This is a genomic window from Pseudaminobacter soli (ex Zhang et al. 2022) (genome assembly GCF_014595955.1).
Lineage (GTDB): Bacteria > Pseudomonadota > Alphaproteobacteria > Rhizobiales > Rhizobiaceae > Kumtagia > Kumtagia pseudosoli.
Genome location: NZ_JABVCF010000022.1, coordinates 1 through 18,775 on the forward strand (window position 1 = coordinate 1; position 18,775 = coordinate 18,775).

The window sequence follows — 18,775 nt, forward strand, 5'->3', positions numbered from 1 at the left end:
CTGAGGCTTGTGGGGTTTTCGGTCTCGTCAGGAGGCATTCTATCCCCACTCCAGAAAGTCGAATCTGACCAGCGTGACAAGCGCAGCATTCTGACGGCCTCGGTGTCCATCGGGTAGTTCTGCTCTCCCTTGGTCAAGACGCCCACCGTTTCAGGATGCCGAGACCTCATCCGAAATCGCTACCCCGCCTGACTTTCAAGGATTCCTTTGGCCGGAATCCCTGCCGGAGGTGAGGGATTGAATATTCCAGCCGCTCTTGCCGCTTCGGGAACGACTGCTCTGCGCCTCATGCCGGACGTTCGGCCGGGCTTTCCCGAAGCCTAAAGGGGACATTTTCCCTGCTGCGCGTCCACCTCAGAGCCCCATAAGTCTTGGTAGCCAGAGGACCAGTTCCGGAACGAATGTGATGAGCAGCAGCACCGAGATCATGATGGCGAGGATCGGCAGGCTTTCCTTCACGACCTCGGCCATGGGCACCTTGGCGATCGACTGCGTGATGAGGATGTTGAGCCCCATTGGCGGGTGGATCAGGCCGATCATCAGATTGACTACCACGACCAGGCCGAAATGCACCGGGTCGATACCGAGCGCCATGGCGGACGGCAGGAAGATCGGCACGATGATGATGGTGGCGGGCGTGGAATCGAGAAACATGCCGGCGATGAGGAGAACGACGTTCACGATCAGCAGAAAGGCCACGGGGGAGAGTTCGGCCGCTGTCAGCCAGGCCATCAGGTCCTTTGGTACGCCATGCACCACCGTGAGGTAGGCGACGAATGAGGACGTTGCGACCACGATGATGATGTTGGAAGTCTGGAGGCCGGCGTCTAAAAGCAGTGTAGGCACTCCGCGCCAGCGGAACTCGCGGTGGATGACCCAACCCACGAACACGGCATAGACCACCAGCACGGCGCCGATCTCCGTAACGGTAAAAATTCCGCCGCGAGCTCCGATCACGATCAGGAGTGGCATCGAAAGCGCCCAGACGCTCGCCCTGAATTGCCGGCCGATCACGCTCCAGCTTTGCCGGCCTCGACGTGGCAAGTCATGACGGCGGGCGTAAGAGGACACATACAAGCCGAGCGCCAGCGCGATGATGAGAGCAGGGATGTACCCGCCGATGAAAAGCTTGGTGATCGAAACCTGCGCAATCACTCCATAGATCACGAGCGGAATCGACGGCGGCAGGATCGGACCGATCAGTGCCGCTCCCGCAGTCAGGGCCGCAGCGAAGCCTCCGCTGTAGCCCTCCTTGCGCATCTCGGGGATCAGAAGCGCCCCGGTGGCCGACGCGTCGGCCACGGAGGAGCCCGAAATCCCCGCGAGGAACACGTTGGTGCCAACATTGACCACGCCGGAACTGCCGCGTTGCCGCCCGAGCAGAGAGGCAAGTAGATCCACGATCCGCGTCGTGATCCCGCCCGAGTTCATGATCGAAGCGGCTAGGATGAAGAAGGGAACGGCCAGGAGCGGGAAAGAATCGATTCCGTTTACCATCTTCTGGGCCAGAACAAAGCCGGGCATATCCCAGATCAGTACGATGGCGACAGAGGCCACCCCGAGCGCCACACCGATGGGCACGGCCAGGAACATCAGGGCAAACAGGATGGCGGAAAGTACCGCAAGCATCAGCATGGAATCGTCACCTGATACCGGAAGTTGACGGACGGCGTGAGAAAAGTCGCGTCTTCACCGCGCGTTCGATGATGAAGAAAAGTCCCGTCGCCGCGAAGGTCGGAAGCGCGGCATAGACCAGGTCATATGCAATCCCAGTCGCTGGTGCCCGCTTGATCGCGACGACCTCCAGTAACTTCTCGGAAAAGATCAGGAGCGCAATCAGGAAGGCTGCAATGCAGAGATCGACGAAGATCGACAGCAACCGCCTTGCCGAAGGCGAGAATTTGACGCTGAAGAAATCGATGGTGATGAGCTCGTTTCGACTGATCAGCAGCGCCGAACCCGTAAACACCAACCAGATGAAGAGAAATCGTGCGATTTCGGCCAGTTCCGGTGTGGCAGTGCCGGTGAAGTAGCGCGTGATGACCTGATAGAATACGATCCCAACGATCAGGAAGAGTGCGAGCATCACGATCGTGGCAAGGACCACGCGCAGGGCAGAGCCGACTGAAAAAAGGGCTTTGGCCATAAATCACTCTGGATACGGGAAGTCCTCCGCCGCGGGGCCGTGTGCGTGTGCGGCGGAGGAAGAAGGGGCTACTTGACGGAACGGACGCTGTCGATCACCGGCTTGAGCTCCGGATCGTAGCTGGCATCGGCGGCCTTGGCGATAAAGGGAGCCAGGTCGGGACGGTGGACTGTGACGCCTTCAGCCACAAGCTCGTCCAGCAGGGCTGACTGGGAATCGTCGGTATAGGTACGATACCAGTCGGCGCTGTCGGCCGCCGCCTTTTCCATGGCGGAGCGGGTTGCTTCGTCAAGTCCTGCGAACCAGTCGGCGTTGCACATGAAACCCATCGTCTCGGCCATGTGGTTGGTCAGCACCAGATGCTTGACCACTTCGTGGAAGCGCTTGTCCTTGATCGCGGTCAGGGGCTGTTCGACGCCGTCGACGACGTTGCTCTGTAGCGCCGAATAGACTTCTTCGAACGCAACCGTCGCCGGGTTTGCTCCCAGGGCGCGGATCGATTCGATATAGGCAGGGATACCCGGGGCGCGAAGCTTCACGCCTGCCAAATCCTCGACCTTTTCGACTGGACGGTTGACCAGGACCTGACGGAAGCCGTGGAAAGCTGGACCGATTACCCGGAAGCCTGCCTCGCTGGCGATGGAATCGAGGATCTCCTGACCCACCTCGCTGCGCCAGATGCGGAAGAAGTGGTCGACGTCATGATAGACGTAGGCGACGCCCTCGATGTTGGCGGCCGGATGAAATGAGCCCAGCACACCTACGCTTTCATACATGCACTCCAGCACGCCGCCCTTCACCTGCTCGACCATCTCGTCGACGGTGCCCAAATGCGAATTGGGAAAGAGTTCGATCGAGATGCCGCTGCCGAGTGCGGTTTCCAGCTTCTCCTTAAATACTTTCATAGCCTGGGTGTCCGGGCTGGAGTCCGAGCCCGCGCCGCCGATGCGCAGAGAGACTTCGGCCTGGGCTGCCGAGGCAACCGTGACAGCCGCCAGCGCGGCTGCAATCCAAGTTTTCTTCATTGTGTAGCTCCGTGAATTGAAAGGCCGTCCTGCGCACCCGGCCCAGTTCGGCAGAGGCTGTCATGATCGTGAGTGAAGCAGCACCTAGCCGCGGTGCAATCCAGCCTCCTCCTCGGACAGAAGGGTGAGAACATCATCGAGAGCATCGACGATCACGTCGATCTCCGCCTCGCTGACGATGTAAGGGGGCGTGATCTGGATGTGATCGCCGCCTCGCCCGAAATTGGCCCCCGGGACGCCGCCGCCCACGATCACGCCCCGATCGCGCATCATGGCCACCAGGCGGCCGGTGAAATTGCGCTCCGGCGCGAAGGGTTCGCGGCTGCCACGATCTGCCACGAACTCGACTCCGGCATAAAGACCGCGACCACGTACGTCGCCGATCAATGCATGGCGCTGCTGAAGATCGTTCAGCCGGCCATGCAGATAAGCACCCATCACGCCCGGTCGGGAGAAAAGATCCTCGCGCTGCATAATGTCGAAGACCTGCTGGCCGACGAAGCACGAAAGGGCATGTCCGCTGTAAGTGAAGCCGTGAACAAAGCGCTTGCGGCCCTCGCGGAAAACGGAGGTGACCTTCTCGTTGACCAGAACCGCGCCAAGTGGCGCGTAGCCGGAGCCGATCGCCTTGCCGCAGGTGATCATGTCCGGCAGCACGCCCCAATCGTCGATGGCGAAGGGTCGTCCAGTGCGGCCATAGCCCATCAGCACCTCGTCGGCGATGAAAAGGATGCCGTAGCGGTCGCATATCTCGCGGACGCGGCGGTAGTACTCGGGCTTGGGCACAAGGCCGGAGGCAGTGGTACCGACGATGGTTTCTGCAAAGAAGCACGAAATCGTCTCGGGACCTGCAAGCAGGATCGTGCGTTCGAGTTCGTCCACGCAATCCATTGTGCACCCCCCGCTGTCGCGGCAATAGGAGCAACGGTATTCATACGGCGGTGCCACGTGGAGGACAGGCAGCAGGTACGGGTCGTACGGCGCGCGCCAACTGGTTCGTCCGGAAAGAGAAAGCGTGGCGATCGTGACCCCATGATAGCTTTGCCAGCGTGCGAGCATCCTGTGCCGCTGAGGCTGGCCTCGTTCGACGTGATACTGGCGGGCGAGCTTCAGCGCGGTCTCGTTCGCCTCCGAGCCCCCTGACACGAAATAGACGGCCGACATACCCTCGGGAGCCACCGAAAGAATTGAACGGCCTAGGCTCTCCTGCCAGGGATGGTTGAAGGAGGCGGTGTAGACATAGCTGACCTTCGAGCCCTGCGACGCGAGTGCGTCATAGATTTCGGTTCGGCCATGTCCAATGCCGATGACACCGGCACTGCCCATACCGTCCAGATAGGCGCGTCCGTCCGCGCCATGAATGTAGACTCCCGACGCGTGATCGACCATCGGCAACTCGGCCGCATAATCACGCGCAAACACCGAACTCATTCAGTACTACCCCTCCGAGGCCTCCCGTCGCGGAGGCTGACTGTACGCAACTAACGATTATTGATAATTGATGCAATCGTGTCTCGTCAGTATCAACATCGACGCTCTGCCGCGCCGGCGGGTTTAAAGTGGGAACCTTGAATGACTGTGCTGCGTCACGCGTCCCGTGAAAGCATGCATCCCAACCTGGAGGTTGAGATCGCACGCGATCTGCAGGCCGACATTCTCGACGGCATCTGGAAACCTGGCGACCGTCTGGTCGAATTGGACCTCGCCGAACGTTACAAGGTCAGCCAGGGCACGGTACGCGCCGCGCTAAAGTATCTTCAGGCTAATGGGCTCGTCCAGCATCGCCCCCGCCGCGGCAACTTCGTCATCGACGTCACAAAGGAAGACATCAACGAAATCTCGGTCTTGCGGGATACGCTGGAGTCACTTGGTGCAAGGCTTGCCGCTCAGGCGATCGATGATGCCGGCCGGACAGCGCTGATTGCAGTTTTCGAGGACATGCGCAGGGCTGCAAAATCAGGCCGTCGCAAACGGTTGGTGGAGCTTGACCTTGCGTTCCACCGGACCGTGATCGAAATTTCCGGAAACCGGCGGCTGCGGGAAATTTACAGGCAGTTGGAAAGCCAGGCGTTGCTCTTCCTGCGCATGGCGGATGCCTTCTACCCTGAAGCGGAAGAGATAATCGACCTGCATGTGCCTCTGCTGGAGGCAATCTGCCGGGGCGACGCCGAGACGGCGTTTGCGCTGGCACAGCGACATTCCGACCTGGATGCCGTTCGGATCGCACACAGCAAGTCCGCGGGGGCCGATCAGGAAGCCGACGGGCCACGCTTACCTGCGCGACAGCCAAGGCGCGTTTGAAGCGACCGATCCTTCGCAGGTGCCATGCGGACTCATCCGCCAAGACAGTGCCTCAACTCGGAAGCTGCCCGACAGCAAACGGCCTGTTTCAACCCGTCCGGCAGCTTTGCGCCCCAAGTCGGTCGTTGGACGCGCCATTGCCATTGCCCAAGAGCAGACATCGCCTATGGCCAAGCTGTAGGTCGAGGTCGTGCCAGAAGCGGCCGTCGCGACGCGTATCGTTGAATGACCGAGTTGGCAGCAGGGCAGGCGCTTCCCGAGGCGCCTGCTTGCAACGCAAGTCGTGTCCGGCCGTTATGGCGCAGGCCAATTGGCGACAAAAAGGTCCATGAGCTGTTCTTTTCGGCAAGGGCGGCATCGGCGCGGCACGGCAATTGCGGTTGCGGCGTCGGCAATCCTCTGCACGGCATTGGCCTGGCCCGCCGAAGCCAAGGCCGGCGGCTCGAGCGAAGGCATCTTCATTGCCCAACTGGTCTGCCTGCTGCTGGCCGGACGCGGGCTCGGCGAGCTTTTCGAACGCCTGGGCCAACCTGCGGTCATGGGGCAGTTGATCGCCGGTATCCTGCTCGGTCCCTCGCTGTTCGGCTGGCTTTCGCCCGCAGCACAGCACGCACTTTTTCCGGCCGACCCGGCCCAGAAGAGCATGATCGATGCGGTGTCCCAGCTCGGAATCCTGCTTCTTTTGTTGCTGACCGGCATGGAAACCGACCTCAAGCTAGTGCGCAAGATAGGCGCCGCCTGCTTTGCCATCTCCGCATCCGGCGTGCTGCTGCCCTTCGTGCTGGGCTATGCCACGGCGCAGTTCCTGCCGGAACCGCTCCTGCCCGCGCAGGGGCAGCGCTTGGTGGCGGGCCTGTTCCTCGGCACGGCGCTGTCGATCTCGTCGGTCAAGATCGTGGCCATGGTGGTGCGCGAAATGGGCTTCATGCGCCGCAACCTCGGGCAGGTGATCGTCTCCTCGGCGATCATCGAGGACACAATCGGCTGGGTCATCATCGCCATCACTCTGGGCATCGCCAGCCAGGGCCGGCTGGAGACGGCGCATCTAGCCGGAATCGTGCTGGGCGTTGCCGCCTTCATGCTGTTCAGCCTGACGCTCGGCCGGCGCATCGTGTTCACGCTGATCCGCTGGACGAACGACACCTTCCGCAGCGAATTCGCCGTCATCACGGTCATCCTCGTCGTGATGGGCGTGATGGCGCTGATCACCGACCTCATCGGCGTGCACACTGTGCTGGGCGCCTTCGTGGCCGGCATATTGGTTGGGGAATCTCCCATCCTGTCGGACCATATAGAAGGGCAGTTGCGCGGCATCATCACGGCGTTGTTCATGCCGGTGTTCTTCGGCATGGCGGGCCTGTCGGCCGACCTTACCGTGCTGGCCGATCCGACCCTGGCGCTGCTCACACTCGGGCTCGTCCTCATCGCCAGCTTGGGCAAGTTCGGTGGCGCCTTTCTCGGCGGCAGGTTGGCCGGCCTGTCGCAACGCGAGGCGGTCGCCATCGGCTGCGGCATGAATGCGCGCGGCTCTACCGAAGTGATCGTCGCCACCATCGGCCTTTCGATGGGCGTGCTTTCGCACACGCTCTACACGATGATCCTGACCATGGCCGTCATCACCACGCTGGCGATGCCGCCGACCCTGCGCTGGGCGCTCGGCCGTCTGCCGATGAGGAGCGCGGAGAAGGAGCGCCTGGAGCGCGAGGAGATCGACCAGCGCGGCTTCGTAGCGAGGCTGCAGCGGCTGCTGGTGGTGGTCGACGACAGCGCCACCGGGAAATTCGCCTCCTACCTGGCCGGCCTGATCGGCGGCGGCATGCCGACCACGGTGATGCATGCCGGCGACGGGCGCAAGGAGGAGGAGAACGGCGGCACCGGGCAGCATCTGGACGAGGTCAAGCGCGGTGCCAAGGCCAGCGCCGAGGCGGTGGAGGAGAAGGAGGATGCGCGGGTCGAGCAGGTGCACCCCACCGCGCGCCAGGAGGTCGCGGTCTCCGGAAAAACGGTCGCGGCGGAAGCCCGCAAGGGGTATGACCTTCTCATCCTGGGACTGGCGCGTTCGCTCACGCCCCAGACAGGGTTCACCAAAAGGCTCAGCGACATCGCGAGCGGCTTCGACGGCCCGCTCTGCCTCGTGCTCAAGGCAGCGCGCAGCGGCATCCCCAGGCTGGGGCCCAGCTCAGTCATCCTGACGCCGGTCAATGGCACAGAGATCGCCCGCCGGGGGGCGGAACTTGCACTGGTCATTGCCAGGACCGAAGGCGCGCGGGTGAAGGTGCTCTACGTGTCGCGCAGCGCCGGAAGGGGCCGCGCCGAGACGATTTCGCATCGCCGCGAGGAAGCGCTGTTGAAGGACATCGTGCAGCTTGCGGAGCGCTACGGCGCGGCGATCGAAACCTCCGTGCAGGCCAGGCGTGCGCCGGCCGAGGCGATCATCCGGCAGGCCGCGCGCAATGTGTCGATGATAGTCATGGGCGTGGCGCGGCGACCGGGCGACGAATTGATGTTCGGCGAAACTGCGACGAGTGTGCTGGCGAAGGCCAGCGGCCCGGTCATCCTCCTGTCGGATGAACTGATCCGCCGCAGCGAAGCCGAGCAGGAAGCGAGGCGCGCCCGCGAGGCCGGCGAGGAAAGGCCGGCCCCAGAACCTACAGAACATTGACCGGCTGCCCTGGTCTGGCTGAGCCTCGGACTTCAGAGTCCGGATCGAGAGCGTGGATCGAAGCCTCGACGTGAATGCCGTTCCCGGAGTCCTGCACCCGCACGCACAAATCGTGAGCAGCTACGCAGCGCAACCTGGGCGACGCGCGGGACTTCCGTTCACGCCTGCGTAGATCATTTCCTTCGGGAGCCTTGAGCATCTCAATAGTGTGTCGGCCCCTTGAACTCCTCATCTTACCATCTATCTACCATCCATATGGATGGAGAAAACCGCGATGGCCCGAGACATCGTCCAGCTTCGACCAAAGCCCGCGGACAGCGAAAAGATCACGATCAACCTTGGTTATGTCGACCTCGGACGCATCGATCTGATGGTTGAGGACGGCTTCTATTCAAACCGCACCGACTTCATCCGCACGGCAATCCGCAACCAGTTGGAACGGCATAGCGACACGATGAAGAACTCCGTGTCGCGCAAGGGGCTGGATCTTGGCCTGCGCCATTACTCCCGCAGCGAACTGGAGGCCGTCGCGGCGGCCGGAGAGCCTTTGCACATCCAGGTCCTTGGCTTGGTCACCATCGCGCAGGACGTCTCGCCCGACCTGGCCCGCGCCGCAATCGGCTCGGTTCAGGTGCTCGGTGCCCTGCATGCCAGTCCTTCCGTGAAGTCGGCGCTGAGAGACCGCATGGTCTGACCCGTCTCATCCCCAAGAGCATCGTGCGACAGCCGCTCGGCGGCTCCGTGTGCTCTTTCCTGAACCAAAGGATCACAAAATGACGTTCCCAATCCTCGACATGGGCGAGGTGACGCGCCTGACCAAAGCGGGCCGGCTGGCGGAAGCGATGGCCCTCCTGCGCGGTGGCGTAGCTGTGAAGAATGGCGCCATGTCCGGTGCGGTTTTGAGCGGCCTCGGTGGCAAAGGAGCGGGCCAGGTCACGCCGGAAGCGCTGCAGGCTTTCCTTGACCATGCTGGAAAACTGGCCCCGCATTCACGTCTCGGCGGAGTGCCGGGGTCGCGTCGCTCACCAACTCCGCTGCCGGACGGCGCGCGATTTGAGGAACGGATCTTCAGCAACGGCGGGGCGAGCCTGGGATACAAGCTCTACATTCCGAGCCGCTATGAGGCCCTCTCACCCGTCCCGCTGGTGGTGATGCTGCACGGCTGCACCCAGTCGCCCGACGACTTTGCGGCGGGAACACGGATGAACGCGCTCGCCGAGGAGCAGACATTTCTTGTTGCGTATCCTGGGCAGTCTCAGGCGGCCAACGCGTCAAAGTGCTGGAACTGGTTTCGCGCGGAAGACCAGCAACGCGGCCGGGGCGAGCCCGCGCTGATCGCAGGCACTACCCGACAGGTCATGAACGATTTCTCAGCCGATCCGAAACGGGTCTATGTCGCAGGGCTCTCAGCCGGTGGTGCGGCCGCCGCGATCATGGGGGCGACCTATCCCGATCTCTATGCAGCAGTCGGCGTGCATTCCGGCCTGGCATGCGGAGCCGCTGCGGATTTGCCGTCGGCGTTCGCCGCAATGCAACAGGGTGGTCCGGTTTCTGCGGCCGGCGTTCGGGGCTCGCGAAAGCCTCAACGCGCAGTGCCAACCATCGTTTTCCATGGCGACAGCGACACGACTGTGCATCGAGTCAATGGCGATCAGGTGATCGTCCAGGCTAAGGGAGCTACACCGCTCGGGCAGACGGTAAGCCGCGGCGTCTCTGCAGGCGGAATGGCCTATACGCGTACGGTCCAATCGGATGGCAGCGGTTATCCGGTCCTGGAGCAATGGATCCTCCACGGAGCCGGAAATGCCTGGTCGGGCGGCAGTTCCGATGGATCGTACACAGACCCCCGCGGCCCAGACGCCAGCCGCGAGATGCTTCGGTTCTTCAGCGAAGTCCGAACGCCGTCTGCGCCGTAGCAGGCTCCAATCGGCCTTTCGAACACGGTTAGAGTGCTCCGTGTGCCACAAACCGGCTTGCGGGCACGCGAAAAAGGCGGGGCATGACCCCGCCATCCGCTGCCCTGCAGCCCGGCTCTCACAACCTGTCTGAAGACTTGCAAAAAGCATCGCTGCTGGGGTCTCGTGGCAGTTGGTTCAGACCAGGATCAATCAGTGCGCCCAGGAGATCTGGTGGTTTTTGCTACGCAATGCTGGACTTCTGCGCCGGAAGACCGCTTCGACCCAGAGTGGCCATGACAATGTGAGCGAGAAATGGCCGGAACGGCAATGGCAGCCGACCAAATTTTGGAACTGAGTGCGATTGTGTTGCTTGCAATTGGTCCGGGGCAGGCCTATCCGCCCCGGACCAACAATCAAGGATGACTGCAAACATGGATTTCTTCCTGAACGCAACGCCGACCCGCCTTGCCGACAGGGATGTCCATGCTCATGCCTCCTTCCGTCACTCTCTCCAGTCTCACTCTCGCCGCGCCTGACGGCCGCCTCCTCCTCTCCGATCTCCAACTGAGCTTTGGGGCCGAACGTTCCGGCCTGGTGGGTCGCAACGGAATTGGCAAGACGACGCTCCTGCGTGCGATCGCCGGCGATCTCCCTCTACACTCGGGGACGATCTCGATTGCCGGAACCGTCGCGTTCCATCGACAGGCGGTGCAGCCGCGACCGGGCGAGGCGATCGTCGACCTATTCGGAGCGCGTGAAGCATTTGCCACTCTGGCGCGCGCCGAAAGGGGGGAGGCCAGCCTTGAAGAGCTCGAAACCGCGAATTGGACGCTGGAGGGCCGGATCGGTGCCGCACTTGCCCGGGTCGGTCTCGACGCGCCGCTTTGGACGCCGCTAGCCGAATTGTCGGGCGGTGAGGCGACGCGGGCGCGGCTCGCGGCGCTGGTGTTCGCCGAGCCCGACCTCCTCCTCCTGGACGAACCTACCAACAACCTCGACCGCGCGGGCCGCGACGCGGTGACGGCGCTTCTTGCCGCCTGGAAAGGCGGCGCGATTGTCGTCAGTCACGACCGCGAATTGCTCGAGAGCATGGATGCGATCGTCGAACTGACAGCACTCGGAGCAACGCGCTACGGCGGAAACTGGAGCGACTACCGCACGCTCAAGGCCGTCGAGGTGGAGGCTGCCCGGCGCGATCTCGCCGATGCGGAAAAACAGCTCGGGGAGATCGACCGGAAGGCGCAGCAGATGGCAGAGCGGAAGTCGCGGAAGGACGGTGGTGGACGCAGGAAGGCCGCCAGGGGCGACATGCCGGGCATCAGTGCCGGCGGGCGCAAGGATCGAAGCGAGGACACGAGCGGCGAGAACGCGCGCCTGGCGCAAACGCGGCGCGCGCAGGCCCTCGCAGCCGTCTCCAATGCGCGCGATCGCGTCGAGGTCCTGCAGCCGTTTTCCGTCGTACTGGCGCCGACCCGTCTTCCAGCCCGCAAGGAGATCCTGAAGATCGAGGCCGTCAGCGTCGGCTATGATCCTTGCCGGCCGATCCTCGAGGATTTTTCCTTCTCGATGACAGGTCCGGAGCGAGTCGCCGTCGCCGGCCCGAACGGCGCAGGCAAGAGCACCTTGCTGAAGATCGTCGCCGGCGCGCTGCGGCCGTGGACCGGCACCGTGAGCGTTGCCACCGGGTTCGCCATGTTCGACCAGACGGTAAGCCTGCTCAATCCTGGCCAAACCATCGTCGAGAATATTCGACGCATCAACCCAGAGGCTAGCGAGAATGCCTGCCGAGCCGTCCTCGCGCGCTTCCTGTTTCGTGCGGATGCAGCCCACCAAAACGTATCGGCGCTCAGTGGCGGCCAACTCTTGCGCGCCGGGCTTGCCTGCGTACTGGGTGGACCGACGCCACCCCCGCTTCTGATCCTCGACGAGCCGACCAATCACCTCGACGTCGAATCGCTCGAAGTCGTCGAGGCGGGCATGCGCGCCTATGACGGCGCGCTTCTCGTCGTTAGCCACGACGAGACCTTTCTGGAGGCGATCGGCATTTCCCGTAGGTTGGTTCTCGAGAACCCAGCGAAGTGAGGTGCGACGCCTCCACACCGAATTCTGCCGCCGATGGCCACATCAAGCAGAGGCGCGATGCGGTCGCCCTTCCTTGATGAGATCAACTAAGCCCGCGGTGGCCGGGACGCGACGCTGCCACCAGCAATGACGGCAAGTGGCGTCTCTGAGTTCTTGACCACAGGAGCAGACAGGCAATCGAATCCTTGCGCGAAGTGCTGACCAATAGGCGACTTCGCGCGCCAGAGCATTGGTTGACCGCAACGCGCCGATGTCGGTCGTGAAGTTGCATCTACCGCTTCCTGAAAGCTGACATTGCGATCGACAACGCGAGAGGTCGCGGTCGCGCCATTCTTCAACGTAGCGCCGAACGTCCAAAGAGGGTCGATACCGATCGATCGTTGACAAGAGTTCGAAGCCGTTGTCGGCGAGGAGCCCCGTGTCCTCGACCATCATGCCGCCCCAGCCCGGCTCGTAATACGGTGTCTCCAGACAGAATGTGCTGCCCGCCTGAAGAATGTCCGAGCTTTCCGGCATGATCACGGGCGCCTCATACACTGCCATGCCGATGGCGTGCCCGATGTGCTGGCGGCGATATGGCCGGAATCCCTTTGCCTCAACTGCCGTGACCCCGCTGTCGAACACGTCGCGGGCGCGCACGCCCGGCTTCATCGCGTCGATCGTGACGTCGAGCCCCTCGAGCAGCGCGGCGTAGCGCTCCGCCTGAAGTTTGGTGGGCTCGCCGATGACGGCCGTGCGGGCCGCCGCCACTCCTCCAACGCGTCTTCGGACGTGTGGAACGTGATCAGCGGCAGCCCCGTCCTTGTCCTTGAGGCTGAGCCGCCGCGTGACCTCGGTGACGTTATCGAACGTCGGACCGGGCTTCCACTGGCGGGTCAACTGCCTCCGATCGGTGTCGGTGAAGATCGGCACTTCAATTTGCGACCAGCACGTCCGTTGGAGCGAAGCGGGTTACGTCGATCAGGCCGATATCCGAAATCCGCAGCTCGGGGATGACCACCAGCGCCAGCAGGGAATGCTGCATGTAGGCGTTGTTGAGTTCGCACCCGCACTGCCGCATCGCCTCGATCAGGGCGTTCGCCTCCTCCGACACGATCTCCGCCCGCTGATCCGACATCAGGCCCGCGATCGGCAATCTCACGAGGGCGAGTTCGCGGCCTTCGCTGAAGACCACGACTCCGCCGCCGACCTCGCCGAGGCGGTTCGCGGCCAGCGCCATGTCGGACTTGTCCGTGCCCACGATGATCATGTGATGGCTGTCATGCGCAACGGTGCTGGCAACCGCGCAGGGCCTGCTGTAGCCGAAGCCCGAGACGAAGCCGTTGGTCACGCCGCCGGTGCCTCGGTGCCGTTCGACCAGCGCGATCTGGCAGACGTCGCCTTCCAGGTCCATGTCGACGATACCGTCCGAAACCGGCAGCGTCCGCTCGAGCGCGCGCGTAGGCGCCTGGTTCTCAATGACGCCGATGACGCGTGCCGTCACTTCGTTCGCGCCCGCCGGAGCCTGGATGTCGAAGTCGGCTGCCGCGAGCCGCTTGCCCAGGCGCACGGTGTTCTTCGCTGTCTCCGGATAGTCGTAGGGCGGAATGTCGGCGGCGAGCCGTCCCGCCTTGGCCAGAACGCGGCCGCGCCCGATCACCAACTCGACCGGCAGCGAAGGCAGGTCCGAAGTGAGGATGAGGTCGGCCCGGCGGCCAGGTGCGATCGAGCCGATCTCGCGCTCCAGCCCGAAATGCTGGGCGGTGTTGAGCGTCGCCATCTGGATCGCCGTGATCGGCTTGAGGCCTTGGGCGATGGCGTGCCGGACCACCCGGTTCATGTGTCCGTCATGGACGAGCGTTCCGGAATGGCTGTCGTCGGTGCAGAGCACGAAATTGCGAGAATCGAGCCCATGTTCGGTGATCGCCTTGATCTGCGCCGCGACGTCGTACCAGGCGGAGCCCAGGCGCAGCATGGCGAGCATGCCCTGGCGTACGCGGGCGATGCAATCCTCCAGGCTGGTGCCTTCGTGATCGTCGGCCGGGCCGGCGGCGGCATAGGCGTGGAAAGGCAGGCCGAGGTCCTTCGAGGCATAATGCCCGCCGACCGTCTTGCCGGACTTCTGGGTCAGGCCGATCTCCTCGAGCATGCGGCTGTCGCCGCCAACCACGCCCGGGAAATTCATCATCTCGCCGAGGCCGATGATGTTTGGCCACGCGAGGGCTTCGCCCACCTCGGCGGGTCCCAGGGTGGCTCCGGCATTTTCGAGGCCGGGCGCGCTCGGCACGCAGCTCGGCATCTGCACATAGACGTTGATCGGCAGCGCGGCCGCTTCGTCATGCATCAGGCGAACGCCCTCGAGCCCAAGCACATTGGCGATCTCGTGCGGGTCGATGAACATCGAGGTCGTGCCATGCGGAATGACCGCGCGGGCGAACTCGGTGACGGTCACCATGCCGCTTTCGACATGCATGTGTGCGTCGCAGAGACCCGGCACCGCGTAGCGTCGCTCGCCGTCGATCACTTCGGTATCGGGGCCGATCGCATGCGATGCGTCTGGACCGACAAAGGCGAACCGGCCCGCCGAGATCGCGATGTCGGTGGTCGGAATGATCTCGCCGGAGTGGACATTCACCCAGCGCACGTTCCTGATGACCATGTCCGCGGGGGTGCGCCCCATTGCGACGTCGACCAGGCGCGGCGCACTCTCGAACCAGGTGCTGATCATGATTCCTCCCTTCGAATCTGAGATCCCTGCGGCCGCACGACTTCGACGCAGTAGCGCGGCGTGCTGTAGCTCGCTCGCTGCCGATAATACTCCAGGCAGAAGTCGACGAACGCCGCAAATTTGCGCGAGACGTAGCGCCGGCGCATGTACAGAAGATTGATGGAAACGGGCGCCGACTGCCATTCGGGCAGCACCCGCAGCAGGTCGCCGTTCATGCACTCGATCTCCGTGAAGAAGGCCGGCAGATAGACGATGCCTTCCCCCGCGACGGCGAAATATTTCAGCATCCAATAGTCGTTGGCCGTGCACAGCGCGGAAGGCGAGTGCTCGAAGATCTCGCCGCGATTTTCCAGGCGCCAGGCCTGCAGGCGGTTCGGTTCGCGGAAGGCAACGGCCCTGTGATAGTTGAGTTCTGCCGGGGTCTGGGGCTCGCCGTGCTTCTCGAGATAGCGCGGACTGGCATAAAGCGCGAAGGACGCCTCGCCGAGCTTGCGGGCAATGTAGTCGTCGCTCGCCGGCTCGCCCCAGTAGAAAATGCCGTCGAAGGCCTGGTGCCTCTCCGGTGCGAGGAAGTAGCCCAGCGACAGGAAAATCACTTCCACGCAGACCTGCGGATATTTTTGTCGAAAGGCGAAGAGAAGCTCCGAGGTGAACGAGGTGCCGAACTCACCGGTCGAAGCGATGGTGAGCGTGCCGGCGATCTCCTTGCGAGATTCGGCGACCGCGGCCTGCGCGCCTTCGCAACTCTCCTTGATGCGCTGGGCGTGCTCGAGGAACTTGGCTCCCGCGTCGCTGAGCAGGAGGTCGCGGCCGTCGCGGACAAACAGGGCGACGCCGAGCGAATCCTCGAGCTTGCGGATCTTGTGGCTCAGGCTCGATTTCGGAACGCCGAACAGCTTCGATGCCCGCGACAGCGACTGCGCGTCGGCGACCTTCACGAAATAATCGACGGCCTCAAGGTCCATCATTTCATCCAAGATCTTGGACGCTTTGTCCAAGATGAAGCGCAAACAGAGATTTGCTTGTACGAAGGGTTATACGGCAGGATCGAACCAGACAAGAGGGCAGGGCGCAGTTCAGGAATTGGAACGATCGCGAAGCCCCAGCGCGAGGAGAAGTTGGTGACCGATATCCGCGAATTCATCCGTGCCGGCAGGGCCGAGTTCAAGGCCACGCTGATCGTCAGCGGCGGGACGCTGGTGAACGTGGCATCCGGCGAGATCTATCCTGCCGACGTCGCGGTCTACAAAGACCGCATCGTCGCCGTGGGCGACGTGGCCGACTATCGCGGCCCCGAGACCGAGATCGTCGATGCCACCGGATATCATCTTTGTCCGGGCCTGATCGACGGCCATCTGCATGTCGAATGCTCGAAAATGTCCGTCACCAGCTTCGCCAAAGCGGTGGTGCCGCTCGGGACTACCGCGATCGTTTCGGGGCTCGACCAGATCCTGGTTGTGTCGGGGCTGGAAGGTGCGCGCGAATTCCTCGATGAAGCCAAAGGAACGCCGCTCAAGATCTTCTGGGGCGCGCCTTGCAAGACGCCCTACACGCTGCCGCGATCTAATGTCGGCTACTATTTCGCACCGGACGACCATCGCGCGACCCACTCCTGGCCGGAATGCGTCGGCATCTGGGAAACCGTGCGCGAGTTCGTCGACACCATGGACGACCATGTGCTGCAGGCAATCGAGATCGCGGAGGAGAGCCGGCTGCCGATACTCGGCTGCTCTCCCATGTGTCGCGGCCATCGGCTGAACAGCTATCTGCAGGCCGGCGTTCGCGCCGACCACGAGAGCTATACGGCAGAGGAGATGTTGGAGAAGCTGCGCAAAGGCATGCACGTGGTGATCCGCGAGTCGTCGATCTCCCATTTCCTCGAGGAGAACCTCCGGATCGTCACCGAAATGGGCATCAAGGCGACCAGCCGAATCAGCTTCTGCACCGACGACGTGGTGGCGACGGACATCCTGAAGCGGGGGCATCTGGACAATATGGTGCGCATGGCCATTGCCAAGGGTATCGAGCCGATGGCCGCCATCCAGATGGCGACGATCAACGGCGCTGAGGCGCTGCGGATCGGCCAAAAGGTCGGTTCGATCTCGCCAGGTCTCGCTGCCGACATCCTCCTGGTGAAGGACCTGAGCGACTTCAGGGTGTCGGCTGTGGTCGCCAAGGGGCGACTCGCCGCCCGCGACGGGAAGCTGACTTCGGATTTGGCAGCGCCACGCCGAAGCGCGAAGATCACCAAGACTTTCGCCGTGGATCGCGTGACGCCCGACGAACTTGTCGTGCGGGCCGACCAAGCCGATGGCGAGGCCCGCGTCTTCACCATGTCGGTGACGCCGGAGCAGATCTTCGTGCGCAAGCGCCGCGATGTGATGTTGCAGGTCCGCGACGGCATCGTCCAGGCCGACCCGAAGCAGAACGTGCAGTACCTCACGGTCGTGGAGCGCTACGGTCGCACGAGCAACCGGCCGGTCGCATTCGCGTCGGGGTTCGGGCTGCGCTCGGGTGCGCTGGCTACGTCGACCGCGCCGGACGACAACAACATCGTTTGCGTGGGCACCAATCCCGAAGACATGGCGGTCGCGATCAACCACATCATCGAGAACAATGGCGGGCAGGCGGTTGCCGATGGCGGCAGGATAGTGTCGTTTCTGCCGTTGCCGATCGGCGGGATCGTTTCGGACATCGAGCCGGAGGAGATGGCGCAAAAGGAGCAGGAACTGGATGATGCGGCGAGGGCGCTTGGCTGCGCGCTTCCCTGGCCCTTCATGTATATGTTCGTGCTGCAAATAACGGCGATTCCAGATTTTGCCATTACCGATCTCGGAGCGATCGACTGCGTCAATCTCACTGTCGTCGATCCGCTGAAGCTGGCGTCCTGACCTGGCACCAACGATAAAACCAAACGGGAGGAGAATTCAGATGAAGCAAGTTCTGGTTGCGGCCTTCGCTGCCATCAGCCTCGTCGTGGGCGCCGGCATCGCCCATGCCGAGGAGCCGACCAAACTCAAGATTGCCGGCATCCTGTCGGCCGGCAAGGAAGCGCCCTGGGAGACCTCGTTCGTCAATTCGATGGACCGGGTGATCGCGGCCAAGCCGCACGGACTGGAAATCGAGGTGAACTACACCGAGAACGTCTATGACAATGCCGAGCAGGTCTTCCGCACCTATGCCGAGACCGGCGAGTACGACATCCTGTTCGGCGACACCGCCTATGTCGATGCGATCGACAAGTTGAAGGACGAATTTCCCGACATCATGTTCGTCATGAGCGGTTCGGGGAATCAGGGGCTCGGCGGCAACGCCTACTGGGTGTTCATCCATGCCCATGAGCCCGCCTATGTCATGGGCCAACTCGCCGGCAAGCTCACCAAGTCGAATGTGGTCGGCGCCATATCGACCTTCCCGGCCGAGGACACCAACGACCAGATCAATGCCTTCTTCGCCGGCGCCAAGGACGTGAATCCGCAGGTGAAGCAGAAGATCACCTTCATCCAGTCCTGGTTCGATCCGACGAAATCCAACGAAGCCACGTCGGCGCAGATCGCCGCCGGCGCCGACATGATCTACCAGATGTCGAGTGCCTTCGAGGTCTGCGAGCAGAGCGGCATCGGCTGCTTCGGCAATTATGTCGACATGTCCAAGGTCGCGCCGAAGTCGATCGTCGCCTCCACCGTGGTAAAATGGGATCCGCACATCAACTGGATCGTCGACGAGTGGTGGAAGGTGAAGACGACGGGCGGCAAGTTCGACGCTCCGACCGAGCCCAGGTGGTTCACCTGGCAGGAGGACTCCGGCGAACTGGTCATCAATCCGTCGTGGGAGGCGAAGCTGCCCGACGGCGTGAAGAAGCTCGTCGCCGAGGGAACTGAGGCGATCAAGACCGGGCAGAAGAAGATCGAGCTCAACATCGACGAGCCGAAGTCGGACTGACCGAAGCCGAAG

The 18,775-nt window shown here is 62.9% G+C and carries 14 protein-coding genes; 7 read left to right on the plus strand and 7 right to left on the minus strand.

Going from position 1 to position 18,775, the window contains the following annotated elements:
- Window positions 1-354 precede the first annotated feature (354 nt).
- From HUI96_RS26950 to HUI96_RS26965, 4 genes are all read right to left on the minus strand, one after another.
- Window positions 355-1,635, minus strand: a complete 1,281-nt coding sequence (locus tag HUI96_RS26950) for a TRAP transporter large permease (RefSeq protein WP_188257797.1) — start codon at window positions 1,633-1,635, stop codon at window positions 355-357.
- 7 nt (window positions 1,636-1,642) lie between these two features.
- Entirely contained in the window at window positions 1,643-2,146 is a 504-nt protein-coding gene (locus tag HUI96_RS26955; protein ID WP_188257798.1) for a TRAP transporter small permease, read from the minus strand.
- 68 nt (window positions 2,147-2,214) lie between these two features.
- Window positions 2,215-3,171 carry a TRAP transporter substrate-binding protein gene (locus HUI96_RS26960; RefSeq protein WP_188257799.1) on the minus strand — a complete coding sequence of 319 codons (957 nt, stop codon included), beginning with the start codon at window positions 3,169-3,171 and terminating at the stop codon, window positions 2,215-2,217.
- 84 nt (window positions 3,172-3,255) lie between these two features.
- On the minus strand, window positions 3,256-4,602 hold the full coding sequence (locus HUI96_RS26965; RefSeq protein ID WP_188257800.1) for an aspartate aminotransferase family protein: 1,347 nt from the start codon (window positions 4,600-4,602) through the stop codon (window positions 3,256-3,258).
- Window positions 4,603-4,743: 141 nt separating this feature from the next.
- Here HUI96_RS26965 and HUI96_RS26970 point away from each other — a divergent pair, with 141 nt between their 5' ends.
- From HUI96_RS26970 to HUI96_RS26990, 5 genes are all read left to right on the plus strand, one after another.
- Window positions 4,744-5,472, plus strand: coding sequence for a GntR family transcriptional regulator (locus tag HUI96_RS26970; RefSeq protein WP_188257801.1), 729 nt, complete (start codon window positions 4,744-4,746; stop codon window positions 5,470-5,472).
- 328 nt (window positions 5,473-5,800) lie between these two features.
- Window positions 5,801-8,134, plus strand: a complete 2,334-nt coding sequence (locus tag HUI96_RS26975) for a cation:proton antiporter (protein ID WP_188257802.1) — start codon at window positions 5,801-5,803, stop codon at window positions 8,132-8,134.
- A 274-nt stretch (window positions 8,135-8,408) separates the two neighbouring features.
- Window positions 8,409-8,828, plus strand: a complete 420-nt coding sequence (locus tag HUI96_RS26980; protein ID WP_188257803.1) for a CopG family transcriptional regulator — start codon at window positions 8,409-8,411, stop codon at window positions 8,826-8,828.
- A gap of 79 nt (window positions 8,829-8,907) precedes the next feature.
- Window positions 8,908-10,050 (plus strand): extracellular catalytic domain type 1 short-chain-length polyhydroxyalkanoate depolymerase, encoded by a 1,143-nt coding sequence (locus tag HUI96_RS26985; RefSeq protein WP_188257804.1) that lies wholly within the window; start codon window positions 8,908-8,910, stop codon window positions 10,048-10,050.
- Window positions 10,051-10,521: 471 nt separating this feature from the next.
- Entirely contained in the window at window positions 10,522-12,114 is a 1,593-nt protein-coding gene (locus HUI96_RS26990; RefSeq protein ID WP_188257805.1) for an ABC-F family ATP-binding cassette domain-containing protein, read from the plus strand.
- 42 nt (window positions 12,115-12,156) lie between these two features.
- Here the strand turns inward: HUI96_RS26990 and HUI96_RS26995 are convergent, their stop codons facing one another.
- Genes HUI96_RS26995 through HUI96_RS27005 form a run of 3 tightly spaced genes read right to left on the minus strand, consistent with a single transcriptional unit; the run spans window position 12,157 to window position 15,786 of the window.
- On the minus strand, window positions 12,157-13,026 hold the full coding sequence (locus HUI96_RS26995; RefSeq protein WP_188257806.1) for a M24 family metallopeptidase: 870 nt from the start codon (window positions 13,024-13,026) through the stop codon (window positions 12,157-12,159).
- Window position 13,027: 1 nt separating this feature from the next.
- Window positions 13,028-14,821, minus strand: a complete 1,794-nt coding sequence (ade, locus tag HUI96_RS27000; RefSeq protein WP_188257807.1) for an adenine deaminase — start codon at window positions 14,819-14,821, stop codon at window positions 13,028-13,030.
- Window positions 14,818-15,786, minus strand: a complete 969-nt coding sequence (locus HUI96_RS27005; RefSeq protein ID WP_188257808.1) for a LysR family transcriptional regulator — start codon at window positions 15,784-15,786, stop codon at window positions 14,818-14,820. Before HUI96_RS27005 ends, ade begins: the two co-directional genes overlap by 4 nt.
- Window positions 15,787-15,942: 156 nt before the next feature.
- On the opposite strand from HUI96_RS27005, the gene HUI96_RS27010 reads away from it, so the two are divergent.
- Together HUI96_RS27010 and HUI96_RS27015 are read left to right on the plus strand one after the other, a co-directional pair.
- Window positions 15,943-17,712, plus strand: coding sequence for an adenine deaminase C-terminal domain-containing protein (locus tag HUI96_RS27010; RefSeq protein WP_188257809.1), 1,770 nt, complete (start codon window positions 15,943-15,945; stop codon window positions 17,710-17,712).
- A gap of 40 nt (window positions 17,713-17,752) precedes the next feature.
- Window positions 17,753-18,763: a BMP family ABC transporter substrate-binding protein gene (locus HUI96_RS27015; RefSeq protein ID WP_188257810.1), complete on the plus strand. Its 1,011-nt coding sequence runs from the start codon at window positions 17,753-17,755 to the stop codon at window positions 18,761-18,763.
- Window positions 18,764-18,775 lie beyond the last annotated feature (12 nt).